This is a genomic window from Bacillus capparidis (assembly GCF_017832095.1).
Lineage (GTDB): Bacteria > Bacillota > Bacilli > Bacillales > Bacillaceae > Bacillus > Bacillus gobiensis.
Genome location: NZ_JAFDST010000002.1, coordinates 254,267 through 268,690, shown reverse-complemented (window position 1 = coordinate 268,690; position 14,424 = coordinate 254,267). Strand labels below are relative to the sequence as shown.

General features: G+C 40.6%; 13 protein-coding genes and 1 other RNA gene. 12 read left to right on the top strand and 2 right to left on the bottom strand.

Annotation, left to right across the window (positions count from 1 at the left end; genetic code table 11):
* The first annotated feature begins 19 nt into the window (after positions 1–19).
* The 7 genes from JOC74_RS23450 (at position 20) to ssrA (ending at position 6,850) form a co-directional block, all read left to right on the top strand.
* The gene (locus JOC74_RS23450) at positions 20–895 is read left to right on the top strand and encodes an MMPL family transporter (RefSeq protein WP_225970393.1); all 876 of its coding nucleotides are present in this window, start codon (positions 20–22) and stop codon (positions 893–895) included.
* 243 nt (positions 896–1,138) lie between these two features.
* Positions 1,139–2,251 carry a M20 family metallopeptidase gene (locus tag JOC74_RS08425; protein WP_053604156.1) on the top strand — a complete coding sequence of 371 codons (1,113 nt, stop codon included), beginning with the start codon at positions 1,139–1,141 and terminating at the stop codon, positions 2,249–2,251.
* Positions 2,252–2,338: 87 nt separating this feature from the next.
* Positions 2,339–2,575, top strand: coding sequence for a preprotein translocase subunit SecG (gene secG, locus JOC74_RS08420; protein WP_053604155.1), 237 nt, complete (start codon positions 2,339–2,341; stop codon positions 2,573–2,575).
* A 129-nt stretch (positions 2,576–2,704) separates the two neighbouring features.
* Positions 2,705–3,448, top strand: a complete 744-nt coding sequence (locus JOC74_RS08415) for an alpha/beta hydrolase (RefSeq protein ID WP_053604154.1) — start codon at positions 2,705–2,707, stop codon at positions 3,446–3,448.
* A gap of 68 nt (positions 3,449–3,516) precedes the next feature.
* A complete protein-coding gene (gene rnr / locus JOC74_RS08410; protein WP_376773385.1) occupies positions 3,517–5,784 on the top strand; it encodes a ribonuclease R in 2,268 nt (755 codons plus the stop codon).
* Positions 5,785–5,895: 111 nt separating this feature from the next.
* On the top strand, positions 5,896–6,366 hold the full coding sequence (smpB, locus tag JOC74_RS08405; RefSeq protein ID WP_053604152.1) for an SsrA-binding protein SmpB: 471 nt from the start codon (positions 5,896–5,898) through the stop codon (positions 6,364–6,366).
* Between the two features lie 119 nt (positions 6,367–6,485).
* Positions 6,486–6,850: a transfer-messenger RNA gene (gene ssrA, locus JOC74_RS08400) on the top strand.
* A 125-nt stretch (positions 6,851–6,975) separates the two neighbouring features.
* Here the strand turns inward: ssrA and JOC74_RS08395 are convergent.
* Positions 6,976–7,494 (bottom strand): helix-turn-helix domain-containing protein, encoded by a 519-nt coding sequence (locus tag JOC74_RS08395; protein WP_053604151.1) that lies wholly within the window; start codon positions 7,492–7,494, stop codon positions 6,976–6,978.
* Positions 7,495–7,633: 139 nt separating this feature from the next.
* Between JOC74_RS08395 and nfsA the strand changes: the two genes are divergently transcribed.
* The 4 genes from nfsA to JOC74_RS08375 all read left to right on the top strand — a co-directional run bounded on the left by nfsA (position 7,634) and on the right by JOC74_RS08375 (position 12,459).
* Positions 7,634–8,380, top strand: a complete 747-nt coding sequence (nfsA, locus tag JOC74_RS08390) for an oxygen-insensitive NADPH nitroreductase (RefSeq protein ID WP_225970225.1) — start codon at positions 7,634–7,636, stop codon at positions 8,378–8,380.
* A 120-nt stretch (positions 8,381–8,500) separates the two neighbouring features.
* Positions 8,501–8,803, top strand: a complete 303-nt coding sequence (locus tag JOC74_RS08385) for a 4a-hydroxytetrahydrobiopterin dehydratase (protein WP_053604150.1) — start codon at positions 8,501–8,503, stop codon at positions 8,801–8,803.
* A 402-nt stretch (positions 8,804–9,205) separates the two neighbouring features.
* Positions 9,206–10,720, top strand: a complete 1,515-nt coding sequence (locus JOC74_RS08380) for a glycine betaine uptake BCCT transporter (protein ID WP_053604149.1) — start codon at positions 9,206–9,208, stop codon at positions 10,718–10,720.
* A gap of 389 nt (positions 10,721–11,109) precedes the next feature.
* A complete protein-coding gene (locus JOC74_RS08375) occupies positions 11,110–12,459 on the top strand; it encodes a GntP family permease (protein ID WP_053604148.1) in 1,350 nt (449 codons plus the stop codon).
* A gap of 46 nt (positions 12,460–12,505) precedes the next feature.
* On the opposite strand, the gene JOC74_RS08370 is transcribed toward JOC74_RS08375, so the two are convergent.
* Positions 12,506–13,351, bottom strand: coding sequence for a MurR/RpiR family transcriptional regulator (locus JOC74_RS08370; protein ID WP_053604147.1), 846 nt, complete (start codon positions 13,349–13,351; stop codon positions 12,506–12,508).
* Positions 13,352–13,498: 147 nt separating this feature from the next.
* Here JOC74_RS08370 and gnd point away from each other — a divergent pair, with 147 nt between their 5' ends.
* Complete coding sequence (gene gnd, locus JOC74_RS08365; RefSeq protein WP_053604146.1) at positions 13,499–14,401, top strand: phosphogluconate dehydrogenase (NAD(+)-dependent, decarboxylating); 903 nt, start codon at positions 13,499–13,501, stop codon at positions 14,399–14,401.
* The last annotated feature ends 23 nt before the right edge of the window (positions 14,402–14,424 follow it).

Below are 14,424 nucleotides of genomic sequence, written 5' to 3'. Positions count from 1 at the left end.
GTCTTTAGCATCTGGCATCATGCAAGTCGATTCACTAGCAGGTTCATTCGTGGACGGACAACAAATTTTACAACCCGGAGAAAATCATGAACGATTCAGCGGTGATGAAGAAGGAACCTGGCTGTCAGTTGTTCCATCTGCACAAAATTTAGAAACAGATGCGGCGAAACTTATCGGAGATATTCGCGAGCTTTCTGCTCCTTTTGATGTCCTGGTAGGAGGATATCCTGCAGACATGACGGATTTCCGTGAAGCATTGCTAGAAAGACTGCCTATTGCTGCTGTACTTATATTCTTGATCACGTTCGTTATTCTCTTCCTTATGAGCGGAAGCCTTCTTTTGCCCTTGAAAGCCACAGTGCTTAATGTCTTGAGTTTGGCTATTATGTTTGGCGCGCTCGTCTGGGTTTTTCAAGAAGGCAATCTGTCAGAGTGGCTGAATTTTACTTCGACAGGCACGATTGAACCGAGCATCCCGATTCTTATGTTTTGTATTGCTTACGGGCTTTCGATGGATTATGAAGTGTTTATTTTGTCTCGTATTAAAGAAGAATATGACCGTACCGGCAATTTGGACGAATCGGTGGCCATCGGCATTCAACGAAGTGGGCCGCTTGTGACAGCTGCTGCTGCCATTCTTGCTTTTACGTTTGCAGCCTATGCATTTGGAGATGTCGTCTTTTTGAAAATGCTTGGAGTCGGGATGACATTGGCTGTATTAGTAGACGCGACATTAATCAGAGGAGTGCTCGTTCCTGCTTTTATGAAGCTCGCAGGCAGTGCAAACTGGTGGGCGCCAAAAGCTTTTCGCCGTTTTTATGAGCGTTACGGAATTTCAGAAGGTGAGCCTGTAACGGATTCAGTCCCAACTAAACCAAAGGTGATCGATCGTTAGAGAAAATAAAAGCAGGAGGGATGGGTGCCTCGGGCTGCTTCCTAACTTTTAAAACTTTTCTTTTCAAAGAGACCGTACCTGCCAGCTGAGGTTCGGTCTTTTTTATTTTTTAGAAAAGAATGTGGAAAAGTGAACAAAAAGTAGGATATGATAGAAAGTAATACTTCCCTCACCTACGTGTTTTGGTGGTTGAGAGAACCAATCGTTTAGTTCATAAATAGATCGAAGGAAGGCTGCTAGTCCATGAAGAATGAGAAATTGGCGTTACTCGAAAAGCTTGTGAATATTGACAGCGGTTCCCATGATAAAAAAGGCGTGGATAAGATCGGGGGAATTTTAGCAGGTCTGTATCAATCCATAGGCTTTCATGCTGAAATCGTCGAAGAAAAAGAAATCGGCAATCACCTCATATTGCGGCATCCGGAGGCGGAGAATCCGAAAATAATCATCATTGCCCATATGGACACGGTATTTCCAGAAGGAACTGCAAAAGAAAGGCCGTATAAAACAGAAGGAAACCGTGCGTACGGACCGGGAGTCATTGATATGAAAGCCAGCCATGTGATGTTGTTTTATGCAATGAAGTATTTAACCGAAACAAACAACGCATGTCTTCGAAATGTTGAACTGGTATTTAACAGTGATGAAGAAATCGGCTCCGTTCATTCGAGAGCACTAATCGAAAAGCATGCGAAGGGCAAGAACTATGCTTTAATTATGGAGCCAGCAAGAAAGGACGGCTCTGTCGTAACGGAAAGAAGAGGCAGCGGCACATACACGCTTACGATTGAAGGGGAAGCGGCACACTCGGGGATTGAGCCGGAAAAAGGGAAAAGCGCAATCGAAGAGCTGGCTCATAAAATTGTTAAGCTTCAGCAGTTAAACGACCATGAAAATGGCGTGTCGGTCAATGTAGGAGTAATCGAAGGCGGAACAACGGTCAATACAGTATCTGCCCATGCTGTAGGCCACGTGGATGTTAGAGTTTCTTCAATGGAACAATTTCGTCCGTTGGAGCAGAAAATGGAAGAGGTCTGTGAAACTCCGGATGTTGAAGGAACCCGCATAGAATTAACCGGACATCTTGACCGTCCGCCGATGGTAAAAACAGAAAAATCAAAAGCGCTTTATGAACTTGCAAAAGAAATTGCAGAAGAATTGAATATTGATTTAAAAGAAACCTATACAGGCGGGGGATCGGATGCTTCTTTTACTGCTTCTATGGGAGTTGCCACACTGGACGGTCTCGGTCCGATTGGCGGAAATGCCCACAGCGATTCGGAGTATTTAGAAATTCCTTCACTTGATGAACGTCTGCAGCTCTTTATAAAACTCGTAGAGCGTCTTTCTTTGTAAAATGACAAAAGCATATCGTGACATCCTTTTGTCAATCATGTAAAATAAAACAATGGGAATTAGTTTGTTTACGGAGGTGTACGTGCCATGCTTCACACGATCGTTCTTACATTGCTCATTATTGTAAGTATTGCTCTCATTTTTGTGGTATTGCTTCAATCCGGTAAAAGCGCAGGCCTGTCCGGAGCAATTTCCGGGGGTGCCGAGCAGCTGTTTGGAAAACAAAAAGCGAGAGGCTTAGATTTAATTTTGCATCGCTTAACGATTATTTTGTCTGTATTATTTTTTCTCTTAACCATTTCGCTTGCTTACCTAGGAGTTTAACAGGCGGCGAGCTAAAAAAGGGGCCTGATTCTTTGATCAGGTCCTTTTCGTATTTAACCGGGACTAACGTTTGTTTACCCCCTAAACCTGGGAAAGATAGTAATGGAAAAGAAAAAGGAGCTAAGTAATATGAAAATTGTTACACCGAAACCATTCACATTTAAAGGCGGAAAAAAAGCTGTGCTGCTATTGCATGGATTTACTGGAAATACTGCGGATGTGAGAATGCTCGGCAGGTATTTAAATGAAAGAGGATATACATGCCATGCCCCCCAGTATAAAGGACACGGTGTGCCGCCTGAAGAACTTGTACATACAGGGCCGGAAGATTGGTGGAAAGACGTTGATGAAGGATATCATTTTTTAAAGGAAGAAGGGTACGATGAAATAGCAGTTTGCGGGTTGTCCCTGGGAGGAGTTTTTTCTTTAAAATTAGGTTACACTGTACCCGTAAAGGGAATTATCCCAATGTGCGCTCCGATGTACATAAAAAGTGAAGAGGTTATGTATCAGGGGATTCTGGAATATGCGAAAAACTATAAAAAAGCGATGGAAGGAAAATCCGCGGACGTCATTCAAGAAGAAATGAAGGAATTCAAAAAGACCCCCATGAATACCTTGAAAGCTTTACAAGAACTGATTGCAGAGGTCAGAAAGAATATTGACATGATCTATTCTCCAACCTTTGTCATTCAGGCGCGCCATGATCACATGATTAATACGGATAGTGCAAATATTATTTATGATGAAGTAGAAACTGATGATAAGAAATTGAAGTGGTACGAAGAATCAGGCCATGTCATTACATTGGATAAAGAAAGGGATAAGGTACACCAGGATGTTTATCAATTCCTTGAAGGCCTTGATTGGTAGCCGCTGTCACAACAAGGAGGTTCAACCGTTTGGAAAAACAAGAATTTATCGATAGAGTGCTTGCATTTATGAAGGAAGAAGCATACAAACCGCTGACAGTACAAGAGATAGAAGAACTATTAAATATCACTGACAGCGATGATTTCAAGGAACTCGTTAAGGCTCTTGTCCAGCTCGAAAACGAAGGCCGTGTAGTAAGGACAAGGAGCGACCGGTATGGATTGCCGGAAAAAATGAATTTGGTGAAAGGGAAAATCTCGAGCCATCCGAAAGGATTTGCTTTTCTGATTCCTGAAGAAACCGGAATGGATGATATTTTTATTTCTGCTGCTGATTTAAGTACCGCTATGAACAGCGACACTGTCATGGTTAGAATTAATAACCACGCAACTGGCAGTAAAAAAGAAGGCACAGTCATTCGTATTCTGGAAAGAAACACGAAGCAAGTGGTCGGAACGTATACGGAATCAAAAAGCTTTGGCTTTGTCATCCCTGATGATAAAAAAATCACAGCGGATATCTTCATTCCGCAGCACGGGAAAAATGGAGCGTCAGAAGGACACAAGGTTGTTGTCAATCTGACAAGCTATCCAGAAGGACGGAAAAGTGCGGAGGGAGAGATCGCAGAAATACTCGGTCATAAAAACGATCCCGGAATTGATATTATCAGTATTATTCATAAGCACGGTCTTCCGGGTGAATTTCCTGACGAAGCAATGGCACAAGCCACAAAGACTCCAGATAAAATCAAAGAAAAAGATTTGGAGCATCGAAGAGACCTGCGGGACCAAACGATCGTTACGATTGACGGTGCCGATGCGAAGGATTTGGATGATGCCGTCACTGTCACGAAATTAAAAGATGGAAATTATAAGCTGGGCGTTCATATCGCCGATGTCACCCATTACGTAACGGAAGGTTCCCCTATTGACCGCGAAGCGTTTGAGAGAGGAACGTCTGTCTATCTTGTGGACCGGGTTATTCCGATGATACCTCATCGTTTATCCAATGGCATTTGCTCGTTAAATCCAAAGGTTGATCGTTTGACGCTTTCCTGTGAAATGGTTGTTGATCGAAACGGCAAAGTGATCCAGCACGAAATATTTCAAAGTGTGATAAGAACAACGGAACGAATGACGTATTCTGATGTGAATAAAATTCTTGTCGACAAAGATGAAGAATTGATTGCGAAATACGAGCCGTTAGTTGGAATGTTTCAAGATATGGAGAACCTGGCGGAAATCTTACGAACGAAAAGGATGGAACGTGGTGCTGTTGATTTTGATTTCAAAGAGTCGAAGGTACTCGTCGACGAAGAGGGAAAGGCATTAGATGTGGTGATTAGAGAGCGTTCAGTTGCGGAAAAGCTGATTGAGGAATTTATGCTTCTCGCCAACGAAACTGTAGCCGAGCATTTTCACTGGATGAACGTGCCGTTTATTTACAGAATCCATGAAGAGCCCAATGCAGAAAAACTGCAAAAGTTTCTCGAATTTGTTACGACATTTGGTTATGTCGTAAAGGGCACTGCAGCCAATATTCACCCCCGGTCGCTGCAAAGTGTGTTGGAAACTGTGAGAGACCGGCCGGAAGAAACTGTGATCTCTACTGTTATGCTAAGATCGATGAAGCAGGCAAAGTATGATCCGGAGAGCCTCGGCCATTTCGGATTAGCGACCGAATTTTACACCCATTTCACTTCTCCGATCAGGAGGTATCCGGACTTAATTGTACACCGCCTTATCCGTACGTATTTAATTAATGGAAAAGTGGACGAAGCAACCAGAGAAAAATGGGATAATCTTCTGCCGGAAATTGCCGATCACTCATCAACGATGGAAAGGCACGCCGTAGATGCTGAGCGCGAAACGGATGACTTGAAAAAAGCGGAATATATGCTTGATAAGGTCGGCGAAGAATTTGATGGGATGATTAGCTCGGTTACGAATTTCGGAATGTTTGTTGAACTGCCAAATACGATCGAAGGATTAGTTCATGTCAGCTTTATGACTGATGATTATTACCGTTTTGATGAAGCGCATTTTGCGATGATCGGCGAACGAACAGGAAATGTGTACAGAATCGGTGATGAAATTACAGTCAAAGTCGTAGGAGTGAATAAGGAAGAAAGAAATATTGATTTCGAGATCGTAGGAATGAAGGGCAAGCGCCGACCGACAACCTTTGAATTCAAAAAACGGAAAGAAAAGAAGGAGACGAAGAAGCCGGCAAACGGAGGAAAAGAAAGCGAGTGGTTTACACGTCCGAAAAAGAAAAAAAAGAAGAAATTCTTTGAAAATGCCCCGAAACAAAAAAGGAAAAAAAAGAAAAGGTAACCAGAGCCTTAAAGCGGGCTCTGGTTTCTTTACCTTGGAAATTGTAGGACAAACATATCTTTGCTAAAATAAGACTATTGTTAACGGGTATTGCATTAGGAGGTTTTTTGGATGCCAAAGGGAGAAGGGAAAGTAATTTCCCAAAACAGAAAAGCAAATCACGACTATTTTATAGAAGAAACATATGAAACCGGAATTGTTCTGAAAGGAACAGAAATTAAATCAATACGTGCCGGTCGGGTAAATTTAAAGGATGGTTTTGCCAAAATTGATCAGGGCGAAGTATTTCTTCACAACATGCACATCAGCCCGTATGAGCAAGGAAATATCCATAACCATGATCCGCTCAGAACAAGGAAGCTGTTATTGCACCGCAAAGAAATTAATAAGCTGATCGGTTTGACGAAAGAACAGGGCTATACGCTTGTACCACTTAAGCTTTACTTGAAAAATGGCTTTGTAAAGGTTCTTCTCGGACTTGGAAAAGGAAAGAAAAAATATGATAAACGAGAGGATTTAAAGCAAAAAGCGGCCAAAAGAGAAATTGACCGAGCGTTTCGGGAACGGCAAAAAGGGTTCTAAGCTACGTTCTAAAAGTATGATTTTATTTACACTCGTTACCATTTGAAACCCACTAGTTATTTTGTTATACTATACACATAGCAGGGTAAGATCTTTCTTTTCCCGTATTCCCTTATCATGGGGACGTTACGGATTCGACAGGGATGGATCGAGCTTAGGTTGCGAGCCGAGAGGCGATCTCGTTAACACGCATATAAATATAACTGGCAAAACTAAAAGTTTTAACCAAAACGTAGCACTAGCTGCCTAATAAACGCAGCGAGCTCTTCCTGACATTGCCTATGTGTCTGTGAGGAGCACATCCAAGTAGGCTACGCTTACGTACTAGTCTGGGTGCGTAAGAAGAGATCAACAGACTAGCTCACCGCCGCGCCTTGTCGGCAGGCACGAGGATGAGTGAACAAGCGAATATGCTGACTACGCTCGTAGACGCTTAAGTAATCGATGTTTCTGGACGTGGGTTCGACTCCCACCGTCTCCACCATACATATGTTAGGTGGATAATTACGAAACAATTATTCGAACGATATTTATATAAAAAAACATGATTAACCGATGAAGGTTAATCATGTTTTTTTATTTGTGAAGACCTATAATAAATAGGCTTCTTCACTTCATAAACGATGTTTGAGCAATGTTTTTAAGAAAGTTAGTTACTGTTTCCAGTTCATTTTTATCATATTTTTTTAGGAAATTTTTGAAATTATCGTCAATCTGTTTATGCAATTCTCGGTGCAGCTGAAAAAGCTCTTTCCCGAGAGAGGTTGTACAATAAAGAATCTCTTTTTTATTATTTTCAAGATAATTAGCGTAAATCAATTCTAATTGAACGAGCTTACAGGTAATCTTAGACACAGTTCCTTTAGGAGTCCCAAATTTTTTCGAAATTGAAATGCCGTTTATGGGCTCACATTCACCAATGACGTCCAGAATATGCAGCATGAGTACAGTCATCTGTTGTATTACCTTAACTAAACCTTCATTCGTACAGTGTTCGATTAACCACTGTTTTTCTTCACCCTCTTTTGATTCACGAAGCATGATTGCCAGGAGTGAAGTCTCTATTTCATTTTTAATTTGTTCTAATGTATTTTCTTCGAGTGAATTCCTGCTTATCGAGCGTCTCATCTTTCATCCTCCAACCAGTCATGATTGATTGTTTCATTATACCAAGAATTCAATGAATGAATAAAGTTTCCTGGAAACATTTTTGACAATAAGGAATCCAAAATTGTTTCCAGGAAACCAAAAAGGAGATGAGAGTCAATTGAATCCGGTAATTAAGAAAATGATGGAGCATCGGTCGATTCGAAAATTTAAAGAAGATGAAGTAACAAAGCAGCAAATTGAAACAATTATTCAAGCAGCACAAATGGCACCATCTTCAAGTTTTATGCAATCATACTCAATAATAGGAATTACTGATCCTGCTATAAAAAAAGAATTGGGCAAGATAACTGAATCAGAGTACGTAGAAAAAAATGGGCATTTTTTTATTTTTTGCGCTGATCTCTACAGATTAACAGTATTGGCGTCTGCAGAAGATAAAAAGGAAATGGAAGAAATGTTAGAGAGTACACTTTTTTACCAAATTTCCGTGCAGGACACATCTCTCGCTGCACAGAATGCACTGTTAGCTGCAGAATCCATGGGATTGGGAGGCGTTATTATCGGAGGGATAGTAAAAGAGTTACCCAAACTTGATAAAATTCTTCAATTGCCTCCATACGTCATCCCGTTATTTGGTCTTGCAATTGGGGTCCCTGATCAACAGCCGGAAATAAAGCCGCGTCTGCCAATGACATCCGTTTATTTTGAAAATGCTTATAAGACTGATTCGCTACATCAATTAATTGAAGAATATGATCAGCGGATGAATGAATATTATCAGACCCGCACCGAAAATAATCGTATAGGCACTTGGTCAAGTAAAAATATTGAAATGTTCAAAATGAAAACACCTGTTGAATTCTTTTCACAGTACGTAAAAGAAAAGAACATGAATAAAAATTAACATCATTATTGAACAAACTGACTGCCGATTTTGGTTGTCAGTTTTTTGTTTTTCAAAAAAAGTTGTTTTCCGTAATAATTGATACACTATTTGTAAGTAATTAATTTGGAGTGATACATTGTGAAAAAACTAAATGAATCTGAAATCCAGGAACAGTTAACAAAAGTCGCAGAATGGAAGCTAACTGACGAAAAATGGATTGTAAGAAAGTACAGATTTCTCGAATATTTAAACGGAATTGAATTTGTGCAAGGGGTGGCTGACACATCTGAAAAAATCAATCATCATCCCTTTATTTCGATCGATTATAAAGTCGTTACGTTAAAGCTTACATCCTGGCAGGCAAGAGGGTTGACCGTATTAGATTTCGAATTGGCGAATCAGTTTGATGAGCTGTATATCCAAATGAAAAGAGCAAAATAATTTGAGAAAAAGCCTGAAAATGTGCTATATGGAAAGACAATTTAGTATTTTTTATTGTATAATCAGAAACTGTTCGCCTTTATTTACCTTGAAGAAAGCACTGGAGCAACAAGTTTATAAGGAAAAAACAAGCAAACAAAAAACAAACAGCCAAACAGTATGACTGAATAACCGAAAGAAGGACAATCTACTAAGGGCTCGGATTGGTAACAAAGTTCTGGGTTGTCTCTTTTTAGATGAGGAATATTAACTAAGTGACAATGATTTAGTTAAGGATTTTATTAACGCAATCTTAAGGGTTAGTTACTATACTTCATTAAAAAAGTTGTGTTTATTATTTAGTGTTCTCCGAAGTAAAGCCCTCTGCGAATATTTCAATGAAGGGAGTTTTTAATTTAAATTATGAAAAATGTTTCAACAGTTTTTTACATTTCTGTAGCCATACTGGTGCTTCTTGTTCTTGCTGGGATTGTGATGCCTGCTGACCTTGAAAGCATAACCACCAGTATGCAATTGTATATATCAAATTCATTTGGCTGGTATTATTTAATTGTTGTTACGGTGTTTGTCGCCGTTTGTTTGTTTTTATTAGTGAGTCCGATTGGCCGGATTAAACTTGGGAAACAGGAGGACAAGCCTGAGTTTTCACGACCAACCTGGCTTGCGATGCTCTTTAGTGCGGGAATGGGGATTGGTTTGGTATTCTATGGTTCAGCCGAACCGATCAGCCACTATGCGATTAGTTCTCCAACGGGAGAAACGGGAACAGAGCAAGCCATGCAAGATGCAATGAGGTTTACTTTCTTCCACTGGGGAATTCACGCTTGGGCGATCTATGGAATCATCGCGCTATCTTTAGCGTACTTTACCTTCAGAAAAGGTGAAAAAAGCTTAATTAGTGCCACGTTGAAGCCGATTCTTGGAAAGTACGCAGATGGAATTGCCGGTAAAGTCATTGATATTATCGCTGTTCTTGCTACTGTGATTGGTGTTGCAACGACACTTGGATTTGGGGCCGTGCAAATAAACGGAGGATTGTCATATTTATTTGGAGTCCCATCCAATCTTATGAGTCAATTCCTTATCGTTTTAGTGGTTACTGTTTTATTTGTCGGTTCAGCATTAACGGGCTTAGGCAAAGGAATCAAAATTCTGAGCAACGTCAACATGATCCTTGCATTTCTTCTTTTAATCATTACGTTTGTATTCGGTCCAACAGTGTTTACGTTAAATATATTCACAGATACCATTGGGTCGTATATGCAGCAGTTAATTAACATGAGCTTCCGCATTGCCCCGCTTAATGAAGAGCATCGTACGTGGATCAACAGCTGGACAATTTTTTATTGGGCATGGTGGATTGCATGGTCTCCTTTTGTAGGAGTCTTTATCGCCCGCGTATCAAAAGGACGCACCATACGTGAATTTGTTGTGTATGTTCTACTCGTTCCTTCTGTCATCGGGTTTATCTGGTTCTCTACATTTGGCGGTGCAGCAATGCTGCTTGAACATGACGGAGTCGCTTCAATCTCGAAGCTGGCTACAGAGCAATCTCTCTTTGGCGTGTTCGCGAACTACCCAATGAGTGCGATTTTATCGATACTTGCGATTATTCTGGTCGGAACGTTCTTTATTACTTCTGCTGACTCAGGAACCTTCGTATTAGGAATGATGACGACAGACGGATCTCAAAATCCAACCAATTTCGTTAAAGTCATCTGGGGTGTATTGCTAACTGCTATCGCACTCGTCCTTCTTTATTCAGGTGGCTTGCAAGGCTTGCAAAACATGATGATTATTGCAGCTCTTCCGTTTTCGGTTGTTATGGCATTAATGACGTTCAGCTTATTAAAAGCTCTTAAGAAGGAAGCGAAGGAATTTGGAATTGGCAAGCTGAAAAAACAGAAATCATCATAAAGCATCGTAAAGCATATCGCCGGTTAAAATGACGGCAGATATGCTTTTTTGTTTGTAAACGGCGATTTATATAATAAATTTTTACAATAATAAAAAGTAGCGAAGATGAGCTCAAATGTCTTAACAGCTGAGCGCCCTATTATGTCATTTTTTGTGGTCGGACAGTACTTGTTTGTTATCCCTGCTGCTGATTACCTGCAAATTTTGGCTAAGCGATTTTATCATTAATTTATCACGATAATTATTGAGAATTCATCAATGGTGTATCGACATTAAAAAATTTTTTTTAATATCTATTGATTTAAAAAATTTTTTTTCATATAATCTATTTATCACTGAAAGTGCTTTCATTGACGACATTGGATAACTAGACTAGGAGGATATTTCTTATGTTACTGCTGATCGTTTTAGCTGCAATTGTTGTACTTTTGTTATTGATAACGGTTGCAAAATTAAATCCGTTTGTCTCTCTTATCGTTACTGCTATTGGTGTCGGACTTGCAACAGGAATGCCGCTTGTGGCTCCTTCACCAGAAGTGCCCGGAATTATTGATTCGATAAAAACCGGTATGGGGAATACATTAGGATTTCTGGCAATTGTCTTGGCTCTCGGGACGATGCTTGGAAAGATGATGGCTGAGTCAGGCGGCGCTGAGCGAATCGCACAAACGCTGCTTTCTCGTTTTGGCGAAAAAAATGTCCATTGGGCTATGATGTTTGTCGGCTTTATTGTTGGTATTCCGGTGTTTTTCCAAGTAGGATTCGTCTTGTTAATCCCTTTGGTTTTCACAATTGCCCGTCAAACTGGTGTATCACTTGTTACGATCGGTGTTCCGCTAGTAGCCGGTTTATCCGTTGTCCATGGTCTAGTACCGCCGCACCCGGCCGCAATGGCTGCTGTGGGAATCTTTAAGGCGGATGTCGGATTAACGATTCTTTACGCGATTATTGTAGGGCTGCCTACTGCTATTCTTGCTGGCCCTGTTTATGGTAAATGGATTGGTAAGCGCATTCATAAAACAACACCGAAAGAAATTGGCGATCAGCTTGCCGAGCATAAAGAAGCAAAGGAGCTTCCTGGTTTTATTAACACTGTATTTACGGTAATGGTTCCAGTATTTTTAATGCTAGCTTCCTCAATTGCTGATTTAGCCCTTTCAAAAGATAGCGGATTGTTTCAAGTATTGAAATTTTTAGGCGACCCAGTTGTTGCATTATTAATTGCAACCGTTTACTCATTCTTTAGCCTTGGTTTTTTCCGTGGGTTAAACAGGGAAACGATCTTGAAATTTACCAATGACTGTTTAGCTCCGACCGCTACTATTCTATTGGTTATCGGTGCAGGCGGAGCATTTAACAGAGTGCTGCTTGATTCCGGCATCGGCGAATACATTGCCGAGCTTGCGACTGAATCCAATATTTCTCCGATCATCTTAGGCTGGGGAATTGCGGCAATGATTCGCGTTGCTACTGGATCAGCAACTGTTTCGATGATGACAGCTGCGGGGATTGTTGCGCCGATCGCTGCACTTGTTCCTGATGCCAATCTTGAACTGCTTGTTTTGGCAACAGGTGCAGGTTCCCTGATCCTTTCTCATGTAAACGATTCCGGATTCTGGATGATTAAAGAATACTTTGGAATGTCGGTAAAAGAAACGTTACAGACTTGGACTGTTTTAGAGACGATTATCGCAGTTGCTTCACTCGTATTTATTTTAATCCTCGACGTCTTTGTTTAAAGAAGTCAGAAAAGGTGAACTTTCTATTGGAAGGTTCACCTTTTATCTATATGCGTGTATTGGAAATCGCGTTTCTTACTTTCTCTAACGTATGATTTGCCTCTGCTTTGTTTAAAACCATAACATTGACGTATAAAGCGTCGATCAAGCTTAATTGCCCGATTCTGGAGGCTAGTGCTTCGGAGCGGTACTCTGTTTCTTCTGAGCTTGTAAAAAGCGCGACATCTGCATCTTGTCCGATTGGAGATTTCGGAAAACTTGTAATTCCGATTACTTTGGCGCCGTTTTCTTTTGCAACTTTCAAAATATTGATCGTATCTCGATTCGTTCCCGAATGGGAGATAACCACTGCCACATCGTTTGGTGTCAATTGAGAGGCGGACATCAATTGGAAATGGGAATCGATAAAAGCAAAGGTTGCGATGCCCGTTCTGACAAACTTATGATATCCGTCCATCGCGATCACAGCTGAGCCGCCTGTTCCGTAAAAATTTACTCGGTTTGCGGCAAGAATTAGATCAACAGCTTTTTTTAGGCTATCCTTGTCGAGGATTTGCAATGTATGTTCCAACGTTCGTATGTTGGATCTGAAAATTTTTTCGGCAATATGTTTTTCATCATCCTGTTCTGTGATTTCTTCATGGATTTGCTGCATAGGTGTCATAATTTCAGAAGCAAGTGCGATTTTCATAGCCTGGTAGCCTTTAAAACCTAATCGTTTGCAAAAGCGGAAGACGGTTGCATCGGCGACTCCGAGATCTTCTGCTACTTCATTAATGGTGTTATGAATAATATTTTCTGGATTTTTCAATATATAATCGGCAATTTTTTTTTCTTTTTCACTAAATTTCACATGATATGACCGAATTTTTGATAAGCAGTTCTGTGCCATAATCGTTGATCCCCTCTTTATTTTCTTTTAAGAAAGTATAGCATAATTCCTCTTGTGAAAAAAAATTTCTTGAAAACGATTGCAATTTACTTTAAATTTTATATAATGAAGAGAGAATGAAAAAAAATTTCAGGTGGGAGGATCATTATGAATATTGGAGTAGTTGGATTAGGGAAGATGGGGTTTAATCTTTCTTTAAACCTATTAGATCACAGCCATGAAGTTGTTGTATACGATATCAATCAGGAGGCGGTAGAAGATCTCTCGAGGAAGGGTGCAGGAGGAGCTGCAACCATTTCTGAATTGGTTGAAAGTCTGTCAACTCCAAGAGTGATTTGGCTTATGGTTCCAGCAGGAGCAATTACCGACAATGTGATTTCTGAACTCAAACCGTTATTAAGTGAAGGGGATATAGTTATTGACGGAGGGAATTCCCATTATAAACAATCTGTACATAGAGCGGAGGAGCTGTTGAACCAAGGCATTTATTTTCTTGATGTAGGAACGAGCGGCGGAACAGATGGAGCCAGAAACGGTGTTTGTACAATGATTGGCGGGAATAAAGAAGCCTTTATGACTGTAGAGCCGGTTTTTCGCGATATTTGTGTTGAAAACGGATACTTATATGCCGGGGAAAGCGGCAGCGGGCATTTTTTGAAAATGGTTCATAATGGAATTGAGTACGGGATGATGCAATCAATTGCGGAGGGCTTTGATTTATTAGAGAAAAGCTCCTTTGATTTTGATTATGAAAAGGTAGCGAGAGTGTGGAATAACGGGTCAGTGATTCGATCATGGCTGATGGAATTAACTGAAAACGCTTTTTCAAAAGATTCGCGGCTGGAAGGAATAAAAGGAGTTATGCATTCTTCAGGTGAAGGAAAATGGACGGTTGAAACAGCGCTTGACCTCCAAACTGCGACTCCAGTCATTGCATTGTCATTAATGATGAGATATCGTTCTTTGGAAGAAGACACATTTACGGGAAAAGTAGTTGCTGCTTTAAGAAACGAATTCGGAGGCCATGCGATCGTAAAAAGCGAAGAGTAAGACAGAAGCGGGGATTGGTAAAC